Here is a 20,332-nt window from a genome sequence, read left to right as displayed (position 1 = left end):
TTTTTCCCGTGTCAAGCGCTGCAATCAGCGGTTCAATCGAATTGCTGGCGGCGCCCCGGGCGCGGGCGCGGGCCGTCGAAAAAAGCTCTGGAGACAGCATGATTTCGTTTGAAGGACAGGTCGCCGCCATTACCGGCGCGGGCAATGGCATCGGTCTGGCGACCGCGCGGCTGATGGCCGCCCACGGCGCCCGCCTGGTGCTCACCGACATTGACAAGGCGCGCCTGGACGAGGTGGCCGCGGAACTGGACCCCAGCGGCCAGCGGGTGTTGGTGCAGGCGCTGGACGTGTCCGCCTCGCACGAGTGCGACCGGGTGCTGGAACGCGCCGCGCAGCATTTCGGCGGCATCGACCACCTGGTGCACTGCGCCGGCATCTATCCCGAGCAACTGGTCAAGGACACCAGCGACGAGGCCTGGAAGAAGCTGATGGGGGTGAATCTGGACGGCACCTTCTACGTGTGCCGCGCGGCCCAGCGCCACCTGCGCCAGAATGGCTCGGTCGTGCTGTTGACGTCGTTGGCGGCGCAGCGCGGCAGCTACGCCCATGCGGCGTACTCGGCGTCCAAGGGCGCGGTGCAGAGCTTCACCCGCAGCCTGGCGCTGGAACTGGCGCCGCAGATCCGCGTGAACGCGGTGGCGCCGGGCATCATCGCCACCTCCATGACGCACGACCTGATCGGCCAGAAGGGCGCGCAACTGCTGGAAAGCACGCCGTTGCGGCGCTTCGGCACGGCCGATGAAATCGCCGGCGCGATCGCCTTCCTGTGCTCGCCGCTGGCCGGTTTCGTGACCGGCGAGGTGATGCAGGTGAACGGCGGCATCTATATCGCGTAAAGTCTGAAACGGCCGCGCCCCTGCATCCGGCAAAATCCTATAATTTTCAAGGGCGTGGCGGCAGTGAAACGTCGAAAATTCCTATAACCACGGGCTGGCGCGCCCCAGGGTCCCTCCGGTGCGAGCCGCCTTCACGTTTTAACGATTCCTCATGCAGCCCATTCATCCTCAGGACCGGCGCGACCCCGAGCCGCAGCGCGGGGCGCCGAAACACTCGCTCTCGGCGGGCGTGGCCGACGCGCTGGCCGAACAGATCCGCCAGGGCACGCTGGCGCCCGGCGACCGCCTGCCCACCGAAAAGCAGCTGACCGAGCTGTATTCGGTCAGCCGCGCCGTGGTGCGCGAGGCGCTGGCGCGCCTGAAATCCGAAGGCCTGATCACCTCGCAGCAAGGCAGCGGCGTGTTCGTCGATCCCAACTTCCAGCGCAACGCCTTCCGCATTGCCGCGCCCACGCCGGGCGATAACCAGGACCTGGAACACATCCTGGAACTGATGCTGTCGATCGAAGTCACCGCGGCGCGTTACGCCGCACAGCGCCGCAGCGATGCCGACCTGAAGAAGATGCGGCAGGCGCTGGTGGGCATGGAATACGCGCTGATCAACGACAAGCTGGGCGATGAAGAGGATTATCAGTTCCACCAGGCCATCGTGCAGGCCACCCACAACCCGCATCTGGTGGCGCTGAACGATTACCTGGAAGCGAATGTGCGGCGGGTCATCCGCAGCGCCCGCAACAACACGGCGCGCATGTATGCCGAGCGCATGGCGGCGGTGCAGAGCGAGCACCAGGCGATCTTCGCCGCCATCGAGGGCGGCGATTCCGATGCCGCCGGCAAAGCGGCCGAGCAGCATCTGCGCAATGCGGCCGACCGCCTGCGCCTGTTCCAGGCCGAGCGGGCGCCCCCGGTCTGAGCCTCAGGCGAAGGTCTGCTCCATTTCGCGGCGGAACTGCACGGCGGCCGCGCGCTCGTCGTATTCGACGTCGCTCCAGCGGATCGCCTGCGACTGCCGCACCGGGTGCTTGAGCTTGACCTGGTGCGACAAGCCTAGCGGCAGGTAGCCTTCGTCGACCGAGTCGCGCGCCGGCATCAGCCGGCCATACACGGTATAGCCGCCTTCGCCGTCGAGCAATTGGCCGGCCTGCAGGTCGCGCTTGGCGGTGGCCACCACGTCGCCATGCCAGCCGGCGGGCGCGCCGGTGGGCTCGCATCGCAGGCCGACGCTGGCCACGCTGATGCCCAGTTCCAGGCCGATCAGGTGATACGGCTTGTACATGGCGGTGTAGTTGCCGCTGGGGTCGGTGACCAGGCCATATTCCTTGAAGCAGCGGCGCACGTAGTCGCTGTCGGCGGCCAGCGTCACGTACACGCCCCAGCGCAGGTCGCGGAACACCGGCCGGCCGTCGCGTTCCAGCGAGGAAATCACTTCCACCTGGCCGCGATGGTGCAGCATGCCGCCGTCCGCGCGCGGTCGCAGCACCCGCGCCAGGTCGTCGACGCCGCAGGGCGGAAAATGCAGGCCGGAGGGCGAGGGCAACAGGCCGGTGGCATTGGCGACCGACGCCATTTCGATGGCGCTCTTGGTGCCGTCCAGGAAGCTGTTGAACACCTGCGCGTTGAAGTCGCCGGCGGCCACCATCTCGGCGGTGAAGCCGTAGTAGGGCCAGACGGTGTCGGGCGTGGAGGTATGGAATTCGGGCAGGTACTTGGTGCCCTTGCCGGCGGCCATCACTTCGAAGCCGGCGGCGCGGGCCCAGTCGACCATTTCGCAGATCAGCGCCGGCTGGTCGCCGTAGGCCAGCGAATAGACAATGCCGGCCTAGCGCGCGCGCCGCGCCAGCAGCGGGCCGGCGAGCGCGTCGGCCTCGACGTTGACCATGATGATGTGCTTGCCATGCTCGCAGCAGGCCAGCACGTGAGCGATGCCGGCCGCCGCTTGCCCGGTGGCGTCGATGACGATGTCGACGTCCGGGCTGGCGATGACCGCGTGGGGATCGTCGGTGAAATAGACCTTGCCCTGCTTGAGGGCGTCGCCGGTGCTGGCGGCGTTGAGCGCCGTGGCCGGCCAGCCGACCCGGGTCAGCGCGGCACGGGCCCGGTCGGGCGTCAGGTCGGCCACCGCTACCAGCCGCATGCCGGGCGTGCGGGGGGCCTGGCTCATGAACATCGCGCCGAACTTGCCGGCGCCCAGCAGCGCGACACGCAAGGGCTTCTGGTCGGCTTCTCGCTGCTTGAGCAAGCGGTGCAGATTCATGGTGCAGGCTCCTCCGGGGGGTGGGGATACAGCACCACAGAATAGTCCCAACCCCGGCCGCTGAACAGGGCCGGGCGCGGCCGCGCCGGCGCTGTCACCGTGGCGTCATCGGGCCTCGGGCCGGCCTTGCCGCGCTGCTTTCATTCGTCTGCCGTATACAACTCACCCGCCAGGACGTTGCGCCAGTTGCGCCAGGTGATGCGGGGGCGGTCGGCGACGTCGCGGTTGTAGGGGGCGTCGAACAGGATGTGCTTCCAGCGCGGCTGGGCCGCGCCCTGGATCAGGGGCTTGTCGTCAATCAGCAGGTGGCCGTGCACCAGGGTCTTGTCCTTGGTCAGGATCAGCCGGTTGGTGGCTTCGCGCCCCAGGTGTTTCTCGACCCACAGGTATTTCTCGGCCACGCAGTTCTCGAACTGCGACAGCGGCGAGGTGCAGATGCGCACGTCCATGCCCAGCGCCAGCAGTTCCTTCACGGCCTCCAGCGCCCCCGGCACCGGCGGCAGGTCGCGGATGAAGCCGGGCGCGGTGTAGATGGCCTCGGCCATGCCGCGCAGCTCGGGCGCGTAGTCCTCGCGGATGTAGAAGGACTTGCGATCCTCGAACGCCACCGGCGCGATGTCGGGGTGACGCGCGCGCCAGGCGTCGATGAAGGCGTGTTCGAAGTCGGCCAGCACGCCGTCTTGGTCGAGCAGGATGATCATGGCGATCCTAAGTCGTTGCGACGCGCTCGATTGTGCCAGAGCGCCGGGCCCGGTCTCAGCCGGGTTGCGGCCGGGAGCGGGCGACGACGCGGTAGCGGCTGCCGCCGTCGGTGGATTCGGACGCCACCAGCACCATGCGGTCATAGCGCCAGGTCAGGGGCGGCGGGGCGCTGGCGGGCGGATCGTGGCGTTCGATGTTGCGCAGCAGCGTGACGTGGGGGCGGAAGGGTTGGGCCGGCGGGGCGAAGCCGAAGGCCGACAGCCACAGCCAGAGGCCGTCATGGCTGGCCTGCAGCCCATCTGGCGTCTGCGCCGGGCCGGCCCACAGGATGCGGGGGCGGTCGAAGACGCCGTACCGATCGAGGGTGACGCTGCCGGGTTGCAGGCGGTGGTAGGCCGTGGCGTCGATCAGTTCGTCGGCGATTTCGCGTTCCACCTGCCCCAGGAAGGCCAGCGTCATGTGCAGGGTTTCGGTGCGCATGGGGCGGCCGTGGCTGTGCGGCTGGGCCAGGGCCGCCCAGGTGGACAGCGTTTGTGCCATGGGCGGATCGGGCCACAGGGCATAGAAGAGGCGGGCGGTGGGCATGACGGAATTGTAGGGCGCATTGCGGCGGTGCCGCCGGCCCGGGGTCAGATGATTCTGAATCACGCGTGCCGCGGCCGGCCTGGCAGGCGTACCGGAATTGTCTGATTCAAGAACAGGGTTCCCATTGCTGTAATGCGTTTCGCACCGCAACACGCCTACGCCGATGCGGAAAGTTCCCTCTCCCTTCACTGAGTCAGACCAGAGCAATCCTATGAAGAACACCCTCCTGAGCGCCGCCATCCTGGGCGGCTGCGCTTTTTCCGCCGCGGCGTTCGCTGCCGATCCGCCCGCCCCGACCTACTCCTCTGGCGAGGTGCGTGGCCAGCTTGCCGTCGAGCTGACCATCGGCAAGGGCTGCGAAGTGATCAACGGCACCGTCAACGGCGCCAATGCCTTCGGCACGCTGAGCTTCGGCGAGGTCTCGTCGCTGGCGAACAACGTGATCGACGCGCAGGCCAAGGGCTCGGGCGGCGCCATCGTCAAGCTCAACTGCACCAAGGACGTGGCCTATCGCGTGTCGCTGGATGACGGCCGCCACTCGGCGGGCGCAGGCGCCCGGCGCCTGGCGCTGGTCGGCGGCGCCACGGATGCCTTTGTGCCCTACAACCTGTACCAGGACGCTGCCCGCAGCAAGGTCTGGGACAGCCAGAACCCGTACACCGGAACGGGTAGCGGCGCCGCCGAAGAGATGGTGGTGTATGGCCGCATCCCGACCATGAAAGAGACGCCCGCCTCCGGCAAGTACGCGGATGTCGTCATGCTGACCGTCAGTTGGTAAATCGCCTTTGAGGAGGGGGCCGGGCCAACGCCGCGAGCCCCCGATCACCATGTTTCCCCGCGCTCTACTTTCCCTCGTCTGCATGTGCGCCGCCAGCTCCGCCGGCGCGCAGAGTTTCGCGTATTCCGGCAACGCCACCCTGGGCGTGCGCGTCGTCATCGCCAACCTGTGTTCCGCCGGATCGGCGGGCGCGGGCAGTACCGCGATCGCGTTCGGCAAACTCGACTTCGGCACGCATGCCAGCCTGTCGAGCGCGTTGAGCGGCCGCGGCGGCGCGGGCCAGGCCGGCATACGGGTGCAATGCGCCGTCGGCGTGCCGTATCGCGTCGTGCTGGGCGCGGGCGACAACGACGCGGGCCCGCAACGCCGGTTGAAAGGACCCAGCGGCGCGTTCGTGCGCTACGGGCTGTATAGCGATGCCTCGCTCAGCCGGCCCTGGACCGAGGCCGCGCCGGTGGCGCGCGCCGGGACCGGCGCGGAAGAGGTGATCCCGGTCTACGCTGCGATTGAACCCCAGGCCACGCCCGCCGCCGGTGTCTATCGCGACACCGTCAAGGTGACAATCCAATGGTAAGCGCGCCGCCTCGCCGGCGCCGGGGATGGGCGCTGGCCTTGCTGGCATGCGCCCTGGCGCATGCCTCGGATGGCCGTGCCGAGAGCGTCACGCAGGTGCTGACGGTGCGCGCGGCGATCACGCCCGGTTGCTGGTTCGGCACCAGCCGCACGCCGTTGCTGTCGCTGGGCACGATCGACTTCGGCACGGTGCCGCGCCTGGACAAGGACGTGAAGACCAAATCGTCCGTCGGGGCCGGCACGATCGTGATGACCTGCACGCCCGGCACGCAGTTCCGGGTGGACATCAACGACGGCAGCAACACCAGCGGGATGCTGATGTGGTACTCCGGCCGGCAATTGAAGCACGCGGCCAGCGGCAATGTACTCAAGTACGACCTGTATCGCGACAGCGGTTACAGCCAGCGCTGGGGCACCGGCGGCGAGGGCGTGCAGATGACCGCGACGGGTGGGCCCGTTGAACTTCCCGTCTACGCCAAGTTGCAGAGCACGACGACCCAGCCTACGCCGGGCGTCTACACCGACGACCTGATCGTCACCGTCTACTACTGAGCATGTTTTCCATGAAATCCCTTGTCCGCCTGACCGCCGCGGTGATCGCGCTGTGCCTGACCGGCACGGCCTTCGCGGCCGCCTCCATTCTCGTCTGGCCCATCGACCCGGTTATCGAACACGATGATTCCGGCGCGGCGATCTGGCTGGAGAACAACGGCAAGTCCGCCTCCCGCATCCAGATCCGCGCCCTGCGCTGGACCCAGGCCAATGGCGCCGATGAGCTGGTCGCCCAGGACAGCATCGTGGTCAGTCCGCCCGCCGCCGAGATCCAGCCGGGGCAACGCCAGCTACTGCGTCTTATCCGGACCGTCGCGGTTCCGCCAGGCAAGCAGGAAGCCTATCGCATCCTGATCGACGAGATTCCCGGCGATAGCGGCGCGGCCCCGGCCGGCGACGGCAGCGGGCGGCACGGCCAGGCGCCGCAGGCAGCAGCCGACGGGGGCGCCGGGCTGGCTTTCCAACTGCGCTACTCCGTGCCCCTGTTTGTCAGCGGAGAGGGCGCCTGGACGCGCGAGGACCTCCGCAAGCATCCGGACCCGAAGACCGCCGCGCAGCCGGTACTGACCTATTCGGTGCAGAACAAGGCTGGCCAGCGCTGGCTGGTCGTGCGCAACAGCGGCGCCGTCCATGCGCGCCTGTCGCAGGTCGGCTACACGCTGGCAGGGCGTGAGGTCTGGACGGTGCCGGGATTGCTCGGCTACGTCCTGCCCGGCGCCGAAATGCGTTTCGAAGTTCCCGCCGCGGTCCAGGCTGGCGGTGTGCTGAAGGCGCACGTCAACGCCGATCGCGAAGCCCGCGTGATTGCTCCCCGTTGAACCAATCGTGAATCCTGTCCGCCAACGTCTCTCGTATCGCCATATGGCATGCGCCGTCCGTCGCCTTGCCGCCCTGTCGCTGGCGGCCGCCGGCTGGGCCGCCCACGCGCAGGGCGCGGCGGCGGCCTTCTCGATGCCGGATGGCGTGCTGTATCTCGATGTCCTGGTCAACGGCAAGTCGGTGGGGCCGGTGCAGCGGGTGGATTACCGGCAAGGGCACTATTACCTGCCGGCGTCCGTGCTCAAGGGCGTGGGCGTAAAGGTGGAAGCGCCTGGGCAGGACCCGGTGGCGGTTGACCAGATTCCCGGGGTGCGGGTGGAGCTGGACAACGCGACCCAGCAACTGGCGGTCACCGTGCCCTCGGAGTGGTTGCCGCGGCAGGTCGTGGACATGGACGCGCGTGAACAGGCATCGTTGCCAGCCGCCAGCTCCACCGGCGTGCTGGTGAACTATGACGCGTATCTGAACCGGAACCGGCGCATAACCGCGCTGTCGGTGTGGAGCGAACAGCGGCTGTTCAGCCCCTATGGCGCGGTGTCGTCGACCGGTACGTGGCGCGGCACCGTGAAGGGGGAGGCGGGAGCCGGTTCACCGGGCTTCATGCGCTACGACACGCAATGGCGCTACAACGATCCGGCCACCATGCACAAATATGTGGTGGGCGACCTGATTACCGACGCCCTGGCCGACTCCAGCTCGGTACGCATGGCGGGTTTGCAGTTCGGCCGCAATTTCGCCACGCGCCCCGACCTGGTCACCTATCCCGTGCCACAGTTCGCCGGCCAGGCCGCGGTGCCGACCGCTGTAGACCTGTTCATCAATAACTACCGGATGGGTACGCAACAGGTGGACCCGGGCCCATTCACGCTGCAAAGCCTGCCCTATATCAATGGCGCCGGCACCGCGACGGTGGTGACGCGTGACGCGCTGGGTCGCGAGGTCAGTCAGGAAGTGTCGTTCTACGTGTCGAACGACCTGTTGCGGCCGGGCCTGTCCGACTACAGCGCCTCCGTGGGATTCCTGCGCCGGCGCTATGGCGTGGCTTCTTTCGATTATGGCGATCTGGCGGCCAGCGGGGTGTTCCGGCGTGGCTTGACGCCCGGATGGACCGCGACCGGCTGGGCGCAAGGCGCGCCGGGCTTTGCCGCGGGCGGTATCGGTTCGAATGTGCAATTGGGCGTTTTCGGTGTGTTGAACGCCACGGCAGCGGCCAGCCATGCCGCGGCGGGCAGGGTCGGACGGCCGCTCAGCGGCGAATGGGGGCCGCGGGCCTCCTACGAAGCGCTGCTCGGGCGCGGCACGGGCGTCGCGACCACCGACTACAACCGGGCTGCGATGAGAGGCGGACAATGGTCGCTCGGTTATTCATACGCCAATCAACGCTTCAGCGTCGGCCTGCGCCATACGCGGCGCGACGAAGGCTTTGCCAATCTGGGCTTGTATCGCAGCGCGGGCCGCCTGGCCCGCCAGGAAAATCAGGCCACCGCCAGCGTTTCGCTGGGGCGCTACGGCTCGGTGGGCATGGGGTGGTTCGACATGAACTACGGACCCGGCCAGCGCACCCGCCTGCTCAACCTGTCGTATGGCGTGGCGCTGGGACACGGCGTCAGCCTCTATACCAGCGCCAACCGCGAGATCGGCTCTCCCGGTTACAGCGCGCAGTTGTCGTTGTCGATCTCGCTGGGCGATGGGACGTCGGCCAGCGCCGGGGCCACCCGTGACCGCGAAGGCCGCCGCACCGAACAGGCCAACTACATGAAAGCCGCGCCGCTGGCCGGTGGCATCGGCTGGAGCCTGGGGGCGAGCCATAGCGCCGCCAGCAGTGTCTACAGCCAGGCCGAGGTCAACTGGCGCACCCAGCGCTTCGACCTGCGCAGCGGCGTCTACGGTCCGGCGGGCGACCTGTCGCAATGGGCGCAATTGGGCGGTTCGATCATCGCCATGGATAGCGCGCTGCATCTGTCGCGCCCGGTGACGGATGCCTTCGCGCTGGTGTCCACCGACGGCTATGCCGGCGTGCCCGTGAGCTTCGAGAACCAGTATGTGGGCGATACCAACGCCAGCGGCCATTTGCTGATTCCGTCGGTCACGTCCTGGTACGCCGCCCATTTCGAGATCGATCCGGTGAACCTGCCGGCGGATGTGAAGATTCCCGTCGCCAAGACCGAGGCCGCCATTCGCGACGGCAGCGGGCTGTTGCTGCGCTTCCCCGTCGAGAAATTGCGGGCAGGAGTTTTTGCGGCGATGGGCGCAAATGGACGGCCAATCGCCGCCGGCAGCCGCGTTCAGGCGGACGGCAAGGACGTCGCCTGGGTCGGCCGCGAGGGCGAGGTGTACCTGGAAACGCTTCCCGCCACTCCGATCCTGCGGATCATCCCGGCCGATGGCGGCCCCGCGTGCCAAGTATCGCTCGGGTCCCTTCCACCCCAGTCCGGCATCGTCCGGCTCGGCTCCCTTTTCTGCCAATGAGTCCACTCATCATGCGCCTCAAGATCCGATCCTTGCTGTCCTTCTTCGTCCTGATGGCCGGCCTGGTCGCAGGCGCCCAGGCGGCCGAGAACTGCCAGGGCGGCACCGCGCCACCAGTCAACTTCGGTGCCTTTTTTTCCTGGGAACTGTTCAAAAGCCAGAACTCGCGGCAGTTCGATTCCAGCTTCCAGTGCAACTTCTTTTCGCTCATCAATCTGGGGACGAATTCCGAGCTCAAGGTGACGGCGCAAAGCGCCGGTAACGGTGCGATGAACGCCCTATTTGGCCTGACCCGGTTGTCGTACAAGCTGTACAGCGACGCGAAGGGCACCGTCAACCTGCCGTTCGGTCAGCAAGTCAGCATACCGCAGGGGGGGTTGAGTTTCCTGGGAATGGGCGGATCGGTCGGAGGTAGCGTGCAGCTCTTTTTGGAGACGCAGGCCGGCGCGGTGCCTGTCGCGACGACCTACACTGATACCATCACCCTGAAATGGGAATGGGGCTATTGCTCGCTGGGAGCGCTCGGCGTGTGCGCGCCGTTCTCCTGGCACAGCGGTACGTCGATCACCACCGTCAATGTGTCGCTCGACGTGCGCAAGTCCTGCGCCTTCAACGGCGCCACGGCCACGCTGAACTTCGGCGCGCAGCCGCTAGTGTCGATGTTCAAGCCGTCGACCGCCAATCTTGGTATCTACTGCACCGCGCTGGCGCCGTACAAGCTGTACATCGGCGATGGGGAAAACGCCGTCAACGGCATGCGCAGGATGAAAGGGCCGGGCGATAACTATATCGAGTACCAGCTATACCAGCACGGCACGGATATCGTGATCGCCGCCGGCACCCCCCTCAGTGGGATGGGGCTGGGCAGCTTTCAGCCGGTTGCCATCGAAGGACGCATCAATACCAAGCAGGCCGATGTGCCAGTGGGTGACTACATCGATCGGCCGATCATGGTGATCGAGTATTGAGGCGGCGCCTAGCTGGACGCCTGGAGGGGGGCATGGCCGCGAGGCAAGGGGGGATCGGCAAGCGCCGCCTCCCCCCCTTGCCGGGCATCACGGATTGGCTGCGACCGTCTCGGCGCCCGGAACGGGGTTGCCCCAGCCGCCGCCGATCGCGCGAATCAGATCCACCGCCGAGCGCGCCTGTTCCCCGCTCAACTGCACCGCCACGCGTTGCTGCAGCAGCACGCTGCGGTCCGCCTCGATCACGTCCAGATAGCTGATCGAGCCTTCGCGGTATTGCGTGTGCGACAGCTTGGCGGCGCGGGCCGACGCTTGCACCGCCGCGTCCTGCGCGCGCGTCTGGTCGGCCAGGATGCGCAGGTTGGCCAGGTTGTCCTCGACTTCGCGGAACGCGTTCAGCACCGTCTGGCGGTAGACCGCCACGTCTTCCTCGTAGACCGCGCGGGCGCGGTCCAGGCCGGCCTGGCGGCGGCCGCCGTCGAAGATCGGCATCGACAGCGCGGCGCCGACCAGCGGGCCCAGCAGGAACGTGCGGCTCGACCATTGGAACAGGTTGCCCAGTTCCGACGACTCGTAGCCGAAGGCCCCGGTGATGTCCAGGCGCGGGAAAAACGCCGACTTGGCGGCGCCCACGCGGGCGTTGGCGGCGGCCATGGCGCGTTCGGCCGCGGCGATGTCGGGGCGGCGTTCCAGCAGCGTCGAGGGCAGGCCGGCCGGAATCGACAGGGCGACCTTCTCGATCGGCTTGGGCGGCATGGCGAATTCCGACGGCGCGCGGCCCAGCAGCACGGCCAGCGCGTGTTCGCCGGCGGCGCGGCGGCGGTCGATGCCCAGCGCCTCGGATTGCGCCGAGGCCAGTTCGGCCTTGGCGCGCGCCAGGTCCAACTCGCTGATGTCGCCCGCGTCGTAGCGACGCTGGATCAGCTGCAGGGTCTCGCTGCGCAATTGCACCGTCTGGCGGTACAGCGCGGCTTCGGCGTCCTGCTCACGCACCAGGAAGTAGGTGCTGGCGACGTCGGCCTGCAGCGCCAGCAGCACCGAGCGGTACAGCGCCTCGTTCTGTTGCGCGTCGGCGGTGGCGGCATCGGCGGTGGAGGCGACGCGGCCGAACAGGTCGGCCTCGTACGACACCGTGCCTTGCGCGCGCCAGGTGGTGGACGGCTGCGTCGGCGTGCCATCGGGCAGGCCTTGCGACACCGCCGAGGGGCGCTGGCGGCTGGGGCCGAAGCCGGCGTCCAGGCTGGGGAAGAAGCCGGCGCGGGCCTCGCGTTGCAGCGCGCGCGCCTGCGCCAGGCGGGCGGCGGCGGCCTGCAGGTTCTGGTTGGCCTTTTGCGCTTCTTCCTGCAATTGGTTCAGGCCGTCGTCGCCGAACACCTTCCACCATTCGCCGCGCAACTGTTCTTCCGAGGGTTGGGCGGGTTTCCAGTTGCCCGCCTCGGAGGCGGGCAGGGCGGCTTCCTTGTAGGCCGCCGGGGTGGCGGCCGCGGGCCGTTCGTAGGTCGGGCCCACCGCGCAGCCGGCCAGCACGAGCAGGACGGCAAGCAGGGCGGAACCGCGGATCAGTCTTTTGGTCTTCATGACGATTCTCTTGGGGGCGCGCCCCGCCGTGCGGGACGGGGCGCGCTGGCTGTTTTTCCAGGCCGGATCAGGGGTTGTGCTGCGGGGCGGGCGGCGCGTGCGGGTCGATGTGCGGCACGCACACCGGCGCTTCATGCGGCGCGGCCGAGTGCAGCGTCTTGCCCCCCAGCGAACGCAGCAGCACGTAGAACACCGGCGTCAGGAACAGGCCGAACAGGGTCACGCCGAGCATGCCGAAGAACACCGCGACGCCCATGGCGTGACGCATCTCCGAGCCGGCGCCGGACGACAGCACCAGCGGCACCACGCCCATGATGAAAGCGATCGACGTCATCAGGATCGGACGCAGGCGCAGGCGGCTGGCCTCGATCGCGGCTTCCAGCGGCTTGCGGCCGTTCATCTCCAGCTCGCGGGCGAATTCCACGATCAGGATCGCGTTCTTGGCCGACAGCCCCACCAGCACCATCAGGCCGATCTGGGTGAAGATGTTGTTGTCGTTGCCCGTCAGGTAGACGCCGGTCAGCGCCGCCAGGATGCTCATCGGCACGATCAGGATCACGGCCAGCGGCAGGGTCAGGCTTTCATACAAGGCGGCCAGCACCAGGAACACCAGCAGCACGCTGATCGGGAACACCCACAGGCCGGCGTTGCCCGCCAGGATCTGCTGGTAGGTCAGGTCGGTCCACTCGAACTTCACGCCGCGCGGCAAGGTCTCGGCCGCCACGCGCTCGGCCGCGGCCTGCGCCTGGTTGGTCGAGTAGCCCGGAGCCGGGCCGCCGTTGATGTCGGCGGCGGTATAGCCGTTGTAGCGCACCACCATTTCCGGGCCGAAGGTCTGCTTGACCGTCACCAGCGACGACAGCGGCACCATCTCGCCAGCGGCATTGCGCGTCTTGAGCTGCAGGATGTCGTCGGCGTGGGCGCGGTACGGCGCATCGGCCTGGGCCCGCACCTGGAACACGCGGCCAAAGCGATTGAAGTCGTTGACGTACATCGAACCCAGGTAGATCTGCATGGTGTCGAACACTTCCGTCACCGGCACACCCAGCTGCTTGGCCTTGACCCGGTCCAGGTCGACGTCCAGCTGCGGCACGTTGATCTCATAGCTCGAGAACGCCGGGCCCAGTTCGGGCGTCTGGCGGGCCTTGGCCAGGAAGGCCTGCTTGGCCTTGTCCAGCTCGGCATACCCCAGCGCCGCGCGGTCTTCCAATTGCAGCTTGAAGCCGCCCAGCGTACCCAGGCCCAGCACCGGCGGGGGCGGGAACACGGCAATGAAGGCATCCTGGATGGCGCTGAACTTCTGGTTCAGCGAACCCGCGATGGCGTTGCCCGACAGCGCCGCGCCCTTGCGTTCTTCGAACGGCTTGAGGGTCACGAACACGATGCCGGCGCTGGAACTGTTGGTGAAGCCGTTGATCGACAGGCCCGGGAAGGCGATGGCGCTCTGCACGCCGGGTTCCTTCAGGGCGATGTCGCTCATGCGGCGGATCACGTCTTCGGTGCGGTCCAGCGAGGCGCCGTTGGGCAACTGCGTGAAGCCGATCAGGTACTGCTTGTCCTGCGCCGGCACGAAGCCGCCGGGCACCAGGTACGACACGCCGATGGTGGCGGCCACCAGCACGGCATAGACGCCCATGGCGCCGGCCTTGCGGCGGATCACGCCGGACACGCCCACGCCGTAGTTCTCCGAGGCGCGGCCGAACATGTTGTTGAACCAGTTGAAGAAGCGGCCGAACACGCGGTTCATGCCACGGGTCAGCCAGTCCGGCTTGTCGTGGTGGCTCTTGAGCAGCAGGGCCGACAGGGCCGGCGACAGCGTCAGCGAGTTGAAGGCCGAGATCACCGTCGAGATGGCGATGGTCATGGCGAACTGTTTGTAGAACTGGCCGGTCAGGCCGGTCATGAACGCCAGCGGGACGAACACCGCGCACAGCGTCAGCGCGATGGCGATGATGGGCCCGCTCACCTCACGCATGGCGCGATAGGTGGCGTCGCGCGGACTCAGGCCCGCGGCGATGTTGCGCTCGACGTTTTCCACCACCACGATCGCGTCGTCGACCACGATCCCGATGGCCAGCACCATCCCGAACAAGGAAAGCGCGTTGATCGAATAGCCGAACATCAGCAGCAGGCCGAAGGTGCCGACGATCGACACCGGCACCGCCAGCAGCGGGATGATGGAGGCGCGCCAGGTCTGCAGGAACAGGATCACCACCAGCACCACCAGCGCGATGGCTTCCAGCAGCGTGTGCACCACGGCCTCGATGCTGGAACGCACGAACTGGGTCGGGTCGTATTCGATGCGGTATTCCACGCCCGGCGGGAAGTCCTGGGCCAGCTCGGTCATGGCGGCGCGCACCTGCGAGGACACGTCCAGCGCGTTGGCGCCCGGCGATTGCATGATGCCCATGCCCACCGCCTGCTTGTTGTCCAGCAGCGAACGCAGGCCGTATTCCTGGGCGTCCAGTTCCACGCGGGCCACGTCCGACAGGTGCGTCACGGCGCCGTCGGGCGAGGTCTTGAGGATGATGTCGCGGAATTCCTCTTCGGTCTGCAGGCGGCCGCGCGCATTCACGTTCAGCTGCAGCGGCACGTCGCCCTGGGTCGGGGACGCGCCGATCACGCCGGCGGCGACCTGCACGTTCTGTTCGCGGATGGCGGCCACCACTTCGCTGGCCGTCATGCCGCGCTGCGCGACCTTCTGCGGGTCGAGCCACACGCGCATCGAGTAGTTGCCCGCGCCCCACACCGTGACTTCACCCACGCCGGTGATGCGCGCCAGGCGGTCCTTGATGTTCAGGATCGCGTAGTTGCGCAGGTAGGTGATGTCGTAGCGGTCATTGGGCGAGATCAGGTGCACCACCAGCGTCAGGGTGGGCGAGCTCTTGGTGGTCGTGACGCCCAGCCGCTGCACGTCCGGCGGCAGGCGCGGCAGCGCCTGCGACACGCGGTTCTGCACCAGCTGCTGCGCCTTGTCCGGGTCCACGCCCAGCTTGAAGTTGACCGTCAGCGTCAGGTTGCCGTCGCTGTTGGCCTGCGACTGCATGTACAGCATGTTTTCCACGCCGTTGATGGATTCCTCCAGCGGCGAGGCGACGGTTTCGGCGATGACCTTGGGGTTGGCGCCCGGGTACTGTGCGCGCACCACCACCGAGGGCGGCACCACTTCCGGGTATTCCGAGATCGGCAGCTGGAACATGGCCAGCAGGCCGCCCAGCAACACCAGCACGGACAAGACCCCGGCAAAGATCGGCCGGTCGATGAAGAATTTCGAGATATTCATGAACGTTCTCGTTCTGCTTTGCGGTTCACCGGCGGCTTAGTTGACGGCCGCGGTCTTGACCGGGTTGCGTTGCGCCGCGACCATGGGCACCACGGTCGGGCTTACGGCATCGCCGGGGCGCACGCGCTGCAGTCCATTGACCACGATGCGTTCGCCGGCGGCCAGGCCGGCGTCCACCACCCGCAGGCCTTCCTGGTTGGCGCCCAGCTTGACCTGGCGGTAGTTGGCGTGATTCTTGTCGTCCAGCACCAGCACGTAGCGCTTGTCCTGGTCGGTGCCGATGGCCTTTTCGTCGATCAGCACGGCGCTGCGCGGTTCGCTGCCGCCCAGGCGGATGCGGGCGTACAGGCCGGGCAGCAGGGTGCCGTCGGCGTTGTCGAACTCGGCGCGCACGCGGATGGTGCCGGACGTGGTGTCCAGGCGGTTGTCCACCGATTGCACGAAGCCGGTGCGCGAATAGCCTTCCTCGTTGGCCAGGCCCAGTTCGACCGGCACCGAGCCGGCCTTGTCGTTGCGGGCGGGGTTCACGTACTTCAGGAAGGTCTGTTCGTCGACGTCGAACGAGGCGTACATCTTCGAGACCGACACCAGCGTGGTCAGCGGCACCGAGGCGGCGCCGGCGGCGACCACGTTGCCGACCGTGACTTCGGCGCGCGACACGCGGCCGGTGACCGGCGCTTCGATGCGGGTATAGCCCAGGTTGAGCTTGGCGTAGTCGAGCGCGGCCTGCGCGCCCTGCAGATTGGCCGCGGCCTCGCGGGCGGCGTTCTGCTTTTCCTCGAAATCGCGGCGCGCGATGGCGTTGTCGGCCAGCAGGCGCTTGCCACGCGCCAGTTCGGTGGCCGTGTACGAGGCGCGGGCCTTGGCGGCGGTCAGCGCGGCGGCGGCGCGGTCGACTTCGGCGGCATAGGGGCGCGGGTCGATGGTGAAGAGGACGTCGCCTTTCTTGACGATGCTGCCGTCCTTGAAATGCACGGCGGTCAGGGTGCCGGAGACCAGCGGGCGGATATCCACCCGGTCAATGGCCTCCAGCCGGCCGGAATAGCGCTGCCAGTCGACGATGGTCTTGCTGACCACTTCCGCCACTTCGACCGGAGGCGCGGCGGGCGCGCTCTGCGCCTGGGCCGCATTGGCGCCCGCGGGGGCGCGAAGCAGGGCGTAGCTACCGCCGGCCGCGATGACGGCCGCGAAGACGACGAGCACAGCAATACGATTACGCGAAACCATGATGTTCCTTGAGGTTGGTGTCGGGGTGAAGCGCGCTGGCCAGGACCGCGAGGGGGCGGGAGGGCGGCGGGGGCGGGCATCGCGGCGGGGCTGTCAGTCCTGAAACACCGATGTCATATTGCAGTGCAACATGCGGGGTGATTACCCTTCCCTGGTGAAATCCGTCTTTTTGGGGACGGATTCTGCCGGGATCGGAATCTGAGGATTGACAGGCCCTGGGATGGCGCCGGGCGGCACGGGCACTTCAAGATGGTTTGCATTCTGAATGTTTTGCCCGCGCGGATAAACCTGTCTATCTCGGCAACACGGTTCGACAGAATTGTCTAATCCAGGCCGAATTCGGGTTATGCTCCGTACACCCCGACCCAATTGCCCTAAAAGGACACCGTCGCCATGGACCGTTTTCAGGCTATGCAGGTGTTTGTGCGCGTCGTGGATGCCAATAGCTTCACCCGGGCGGCCCGCAGCCTCTCGCTTCCGCGCACCACCGTCACCACCATCATCCAGAATCTCGAACGCCTGCTGGGCGTGCGCCTGCTCAACCGCACCACCCGCCGCATCGGCCTGACGCCCGACGGCGCCGGCTACTACCAGCATTGCGTGCGCATCCTGGCCGATGTCGAGGAAACCGAGGCCTGCTTCCAGGAAGCGGCGCTGCGCCTGAAGGGCCGGCTGCGCATCGACGTGCCGACCTGTATCGGCCGCTTGATCCTGATCCCCTCATTGTGTGATTTCCACGACAAGTATCCCGATGTCGAGCTGGTGCTGGGGATGGGCGACCGTCCCGTGGATATGGTGCAGGAGGCCGTCGACTGCGTCATCCGCGCCGGCGACCTGGAAGACTCCGGCCTGGTGGCGCGCCGCATCGGCACGCTGCAGACCGTGACCTGCGCCTCGCCGACCTACGTCGCGCGCCATGGCATGCCGCAGACCATCGAAGAACTGCGCAATCACCACGCGGTGCATTATTTTTCGAGCCGCACCGGCCGCAACTGCGCCTGGGACTTCAAGATCGACGGCAAGCACCAGGAAGTGGACATGCGCGGCACCGTGGCGGTGAACGAAGCCGGCGCCTATCTGGATTGCGGCCTGAAGGGTTTCGGCCTGATCCAGGCGCCGCGCTACATGGCGCTGCCCTATCTGCAGTCGGGGGAACTGATCGAAGTGCTGCCGCAATGGAAGCCCAGCGCCACCGCGATCTCGGTGCTGTATCCGCAAAGCCGCCCGCTCTCGCCCAAGGTGCGCGCCTTCGCCGACTGGGCGGCGGAACTGTTCGCCAGCTGCCCGCTGCTCAGCGGCCGCGACGAAACCGATCCGGCCGCCGCCAGCTGCGGCGTGTTCCAGCAGCGTCAGGTCAGCCAGGCCAGGCAAATGGCCATGGCCGGCGTGGCCGCCGCCAACGAGCCCATGCCGCGCCGCCGCACCGCGCGCGAAGAGGCCGCCGAATACGCCTTGTAGCCGTCAATCGTGCCGGCCGGCGTGGCGGGCCCCGGGGGCGCGCCACGCCGGCAAGTCGCCGGCAAAATCCCGAAACACCGGGAAACCCCGTAGTAAATACAGGGCTGGTGTCCTTCGTGTGTTTCGAAACGTCTGTATAGTCCGACAGTCAAAGCCTCAACGCATTCTCTGTCGATCCGCGCTATGCAGCCTGTACTCCCCGCTTATCTGATCGCCCGTTGGCTTTTGCTGCTCGTCCTGCTGGCGGGGGTGTACTTCCTGAGCGGTTTCCTGGTGCCCGCGCTGGCCGCGCTGATCATCGGCCTGGCCAGTTGGCCGCTGTACCAGCGCCTGGTGGTGCGTTGCGGCGGCCGCACCGCGCTGGCCGCCTCGCTGGCGTTGCTGATGGTGATCGTGGTGCTGATCGTGCCGCTGTCGCTGGCGCTGTCCTACGCCATCAAGGAAGCCAGCACGTTCTTCGCCTGGGCCATCGCCGCCAACCGCCACGGCGTAGAGGTGCCCAACTGGATCACCTCGATGCCGGTGCTGGGCGACCGGCTCTCCGAATACTGGCAGGCGTACATTGGCCAGCCGCATGCGCTGGGCGCCCTGGTCGAGGCCGTCAGCGGCGAACACCTGGGCAATATCTACCGCATGGTGCTGGCCGCCACCGGCAACGTGTTCCAGCTGCTGCTGACGGTGCTGTTCATGCTGATCACGCTGTTCTTCGTCTACAAGGACGGCATGCGCATGGTGGCGCAACTGGACGTGCTGGGCGAACGCATCCTGCCGGCGCGCTGGCAGCGCTTTTCGCGCGTGGTGCCGGCCACCATCAATTCCACCGTCACCGGCATGGGCCTGATCGCATTGGGCGAGGGCCTGGTGCTGGGCGTTGCCTACTGGGTTGCCGGCGTGCCCTCGCCGGTGCTGCTGGGCGTGGTCACCGGCTTCATGGCGCTGATCCCGGGCGGCGCGCCGCTGTCGTTCACGCTGGTGTCGCTGTACCTAGTGGGCTCCGGCCACGTGGTGGCGGGCATCGCCCTGATGGTGTGGGGCAGCGTCGAGCTGTTCATCGTCGACAAGACGCTGCGGCCGCGCCTGGTAGGCGGCCCGGTCAAGCTGCCGTTCCTGCCGACCTTTTTCGGGCTGGTGGGCGGGGTCAAAACCATGGGCCTCGTCGGCCTGTTCGTCGGCCCTGTGCTGATGGCGCTGCTGGTGGCCGTATGGCGCGAATGGGTGCACCACGAGGAAGTCGAGCGCGACACGGCCCGGATCAAGGCCGCGGCGCCGTCCAACAAGACCGCGGCCGGCGGCTAGCGCGGCCGTGGGGCGCGGGCGGCAACGCCGCTGCTGACTCGGCAAGCGGGCCTGCGTTCCGGCCGCGTGGGGTTTGGGTGTAATCTAGCGCTCCCCGCGCCCGCCGGCGCCTCGTCCGGCACGCGCCTGCCCTGTGCGCAGACGCTTTGCAGCTTACGCCGCGGGGTCTGAGGGTTGGCAGGTTCAGCATGTCCCGGTCATTGCAAGAAGATGAGTTGGCGGTCCTGCGCGAGCAGGGTTTCGTGGTCGCGCGCCAGTTCGCGGACCCGGCGCGGGTCGCGGCGCTGCGGGCATTGGCCGAGCGCCATCTGCGCGAACACGTGGCACCGATCGAATACGAAGCGGATCTGCGCTATCCCGGCGCGCCTGCGTCGCGCGAGGCGGCCGGCGGCCTGACCGTGCGGCGCCTGCTCGGCGCCTATGGCCGCGACCCGCTGTTCGCGCAATGGGCCACGGATGCGGCCATCGGCCAATCGCTGTCCCGTTATTTCGGCGAGACGCCGGTGCTGTCGACCGTGCATCACAACTGCGTGATGACCAAGCACCCGGCCTACGGCAGCCTGACCGGCTGGCACCAGGACATCCGCTACTGGTCGTTTTCCGACACGGACCTGGTGTCCTGTTGGCTGGCCCTGGGCGATGAAACCTGGGACAACGGCGGGCTGTCGTTCATTCCCGGTTCGCACGCGGCAGCTTTCCAGCCGGCGCAATTCGATGCGCAGAAGTTCTTCCGCGACGACGCGCCGGAGAACGCCGCATGGATCGCGCGCGCCGTTTGCCCCGAGTTGCGCGCCGGCGATCTGGTGTTCTTCCATTGCCGCACCTTGCACGCGGCCCAGGGAAACCGCAGTGACCGCGTCAAGCTGTCGCTGGTGCATACCTACTATCCGCAGTCCTGCCACCCGCTGCCGGGCACGCGATCGGCCAGCCAGCCGGGCGTACCGCTGGCCGGTTAGC

The 20,332-nt window shown here is 67.6% G+C and carries 16 protein-coding genes and 1 pseudogene; 11 read left to right on the top strand and 6 right to left on the bottom strand.

The window, feature by feature from the left end; all coding sequences use genetic code 11:
- The first annotated feature begins 98 nt into the window (after positions 1–98).
- Together HV701_RS10530 and HV701_RS10525 are read left to right on the top strand one after the other, a co-directional pair.
- Positions 99–836, top strand: coding sequence for an SDR family NAD(P)-dependent oxidoreductase (locus HV701_RS10530; protein ID WP_175133001.1), 738 nt, complete (start codon positions 99–101; stop codon positions 834–836).
- Between the two features lie 151 nt (positions 837–987).
- On the top strand, positions 988–1,749 hold the full coding sequence (locus tag HV701_RS10525) for a FadR/GntR family transcriptional regulator (protein ID WP_175133000.1): 762 nt from the start codon (positions 988–990) through the stop codon (positions 1,747–1,749).
- A gap of 3 nt (positions 1,750–1,752) precedes the next feature.
- On the opposite strand, the pseudogene HV701_RS10520 reads toward HV701_RS10525, so the two are convergent.
- From HV701_RS10520 to thpR, 3 genes and pseudogenes are all read right to left on the bottom strand, one after another.
- Positions 1,753–3,090, bottom strand: a pseudogene (locus HV701_RS10520) (NAD(P)H-dependent oxidoreductase).
- A 140-nt stretch (positions 3,091–3,230) separates the two neighbouring features.
- Positions 3,231–3,791: a 5'-3'-deoxyribonucleotidase gene (locus HV701_RS10515; RefSeq protein ID WP_175132999.1), complete on the bottom strand. Its 561-nt coding sequence runs from the start codon at positions 3,789–3,791 to the stop codon at positions 3,231–3,233.
- Positions 3,792–3,846: 55 nt separating this feature from the next.
- Positions 3,847–4,377, bottom strand: a complete 531-nt coding sequence (gene thpR / locus HV701_RS10510; protein ID WP_175132998.1) for an RNA 2',3'-cyclic phosphodiesterase — start codon at positions 4,375–4,377, stop codon at positions 3,847–3,849.
- 211 nt (positions 4,378–4,588) lie between these two features.
- Between thpR and HV701_RS10505 the strand changes: the two genes are divergently transcribed.
- The 6 genes from HV701_RS10505 to HV701_RS10480 are packed head-to-tail and all read left to right on the top strand — an operon-like array spanning position 4,589 to position 10,536.
- Positions 4,589–5,155 (top strand): Csu type fimbrial protein, encoded by a 567-nt coding sequence (locus HV701_RS10505; protein WP_175132997.1) that lies wholly within the window; start codon positions 4,589–4,591, stop codon positions 5,153–5,155.
- 49 nt (positions 5,156–5,204) lie between these two features.
- Complete coding sequence (locus tag HV701_RS10500) at positions 5,205–5,729, top strand: Csu type fimbrial protein (protein WP_175132996.1); 525 nt, start codon at positions 5,205–5,207, stop codon at positions 5,727–5,729.
- 38 nt (positions 5,730–5,767) lie between these two features.
- A complete protein-coding gene (locus HV701_RS10495) occupies positions 5,768–6,280 on the top strand; it encodes a Csu type fimbrial protein (protein WP_175132995.1) in 513 nt (170 codons plus the stop codon).
- Positions 6,281–6,291: 11 nt separating this feature from the next.
- Complete coding sequence (locus HV701_RS10490; RefSeq protein WP_175132994.1) at positions 6,292–7,098, top strand: fimbrial biogenesis chaperone; 807 nt, start codon at positions 6,292–6,294, stop codon at positions 7,096–7,098.
- A gap of 43 nt (positions 7,099–7,141) precedes the next feature.
- Positions 7,142–9,568, top strand: coding sequence for a fimbria/pilus outer membrane usher protein (locus tag HV701_RS10485; RefSeq protein WP_175132993.1), 2,427 nt, complete (start codon positions 7,142–7,144; stop codon positions 9,566–9,568).
- A gap of 11 nt (positions 9,569–9,579) precedes the next feature.
- The gene (locus HV701_RS10480) at positions 9,580–10,536 is read left to right on the top strand and encodes a Csu type fimbrial protein (protein WP_175132992.1); all 957 of its coding nucleotides are present in this window, start codon (positions 9,580–9,582) and stop codon (positions 10,534–10,536) included.
- Positions 10,537–10,623: 87 nt separating this feature from the next.
- Here the strand turns inward: HV701_RS10480 and HV701_RS10475 are convergent, their stop codons facing one another.
- The 3 genes from HV701_RS10475 to HV701_RS10465 all read right to left on the bottom strand — a co-directional run bounded on the left by HV701_RS10475 (position 10,624) and on the right by HV701_RS10465 (position 16,621).
- Complete coding sequence (locus HV701_RS10475) at positions 10,624–12,111, bottom strand: efflux transporter outer membrane subunit (RefSeq protein WP_175132991.1); 1,488 nt, start codon at positions 12,109–12,111, stop codon at positions 10,624–10,626.
- Positions 12,112–12,178: 67 nt separating this feature from the next.
- On the bottom strand, positions 12,179–15,394 hold the full coding sequence (locus HV701_RS10470) for an efflux RND transporter permease subunit (RefSeq protein ID WP_175132990.1): 3,216 nt from the start codon (positions 15,392–15,394) through the stop codon (positions 12,179–12,181).
- A 36-nt stretch (positions 15,395–15,430) separates the two neighbouring features.
- Complete coding sequence (locus HV701_RS10465) at positions 15,431–16,621, bottom strand: efflux RND transporter periplasmic adaptor subunit (protein ID WP_175132989.1); 1,191 nt, start codon at positions 16,619–16,621, stop codon at positions 15,431–15,433.
- Between the two features lie 393 nt (positions 16,622–17,014).
- Here HV701_RS10465 and HV701_RS10460 point away from each other — a divergent pair, with 393 nt between their 5' ends.
- The 3 genes from HV701_RS10460 (at position 17,015) to HV701_RS10450 (ending at position 20,331) form a co-directional block, all read left to right on the top strand.
- On the top strand, positions 17,015–18,079 hold the full coding sequence (locus HV701_RS10460; protein WP_175132988.1) for a LysR family transcriptional regulator: 1,065 nt from the start codon (positions 17,015–17,017) through the stop codon (positions 18,077–18,079).
- A 183-nt stretch (positions 18,080–18,262) separates the two neighbouring features.
- Positions 18,263–19,375, top strand: coding sequence for an AI-2E family transporter (locus tag HV701_RS10455; RefSeq protein ID WP_175132987.1), 1,113 nt, complete (start codon positions 18,263–18,265; stop codon positions 19,373–19,375).
- A gap of 188 nt (positions 19,376–19,563) precedes the next feature.
- Entirely contained in the window at positions 19,564–20,331 is a 768-nt protein-coding gene (locus tag HV701_RS10450; protein ID WP_175132986.1) for a phytanoyl-CoA dioxygenase family protein, read from the top strand.
- Position 20,332: the final 1 nt, after the last annotated feature.

The sequence above is a fragment of the Achromobacter pulmonis genome, from assembly GCF_902859765.1.
Lineage (GTDB): Bacteria > Pseudomonadota > Gammaproteobacteria > Burkholderiales > Burkholderiaceae_B > Achromobacter > Achromobacter pulmonis.
This window is presented reverse-complemented; position numbering and strand designations above follow the sequence as displayed.

What these genes read in the sequence shown, in the direction of transcription:
- HV701_RS10525 (WP_175133000.1), top strand. Translation starts at nt 988, where the DNA reads ATGCAGCCCATTCATCCTCAGGACCGGCGCGACCCCGAGCCGCAGCGC.
- HV701_RS10515 (WP_175132999.1), bottom strand. Translation starts at nt 3,791, where the DNA reads ATGATCATCCTGCTCGACCAAGACGGCGTGCTGGCCGACTTCGAACAC.
- HV701_RS10480 (WP_175132992.1), top strand. Translation starts at nt 9,580, where the DNA reads ATGCGCCTCAAGATCCGATCCTTGCTGTCCTTCTTCGTCCTGATGGCC.
- HV701_RS10460 (WP_175132988.1), top strand. Translation starts at nt 17,015, where the DNA reads ATGGACCGTTTTCAGGCTATGCAGGTGTTTGTGCGCGTCGTGGATGCC.
- HV701_RS10485 (WP_175132993.1), top strand. Translation starts at nt 7,142, where the DNA reads ATGGCATGCGCCGTCCGTCGCCTTGCCGCCCTGTCGCTGGCGGCCGCC.
- HV701_RS10505 (WP_175132997.1), top strand. Translation starts at nt 4,589, where the DNA reads ATGAAGAACACCCTCCTGAGCGCCGCCATCCTGGGCGGCTGCGCTTTT.
- HV701_RS10530 (WP_175133001.1), top strand. Translation starts at nt 99, where the DNA reads ATGATTTCGTTTGAAGGACAGGTCGCCGCCATTACCGGCGCGGGCAAT.
- HV701_RS10450 (WP_175132986.1), top strand. Translation starts at nt 19,564, where the DNA reads ATGTCCCGGTCATTGCAAGAAGATGAGTTGGCGGTCCTGCGCGAGCAG.
- HV701_RS10475 (WP_175132991.1), bottom strand. Translation starts at nt 12,111, where the DNA reads ATGAAGACCAAAAGACTGATCCGCGGTTCCGCCCTGCTTGCCGTCCTG.
- HV701_RS10490 (WP_175132994.1), top strand. Translation starts at nt 6,292, where the DNA reads ATGAAATCCCTTGTCCGCCTGACCGCCGCGGTGATCGCGCTGTGCCTG.
- HV701_RS10455 (WP_175132987.1), top strand. Translation starts at nt 18,263, where the DNA reads ATGCAGCCTGTACTCCCCGCTTATCTGATCGCCCGTTGGCTTTTGCTG.
- thpR (WP_175132998.1), bottom strand. Translation starts at nt 4,377, where the DNA reads ATGCCCACCGCCCGCCTCTTCTATGCCCTGTGGCCCGATCCGCCCATG.
- HV701_RS10500 (WP_175132996.1), top strand. Translation starts at nt 5,205, where the DNA reads ATGTTTCCCCGCGCTCTACTTTCCCTCGTCTGCATGTGCGCCGCCAGC.
- HV701_RS10470 (WP_175132990.1), bottom strand. Translation starts at nt 15,394, where the DNA reads ATGAATATCTCGAAATTCTTCATCGACCGGCCGATCTTTGCCGGGGTC.
- HV701_RS10465 (WP_175132989.1), bottom strand. Translation starts at nt 16,621, where the DNA reads ATGGTTTCGCGTAATCGTATTGCTGTGCTCGTCGTCTTCGCGGCCGTC.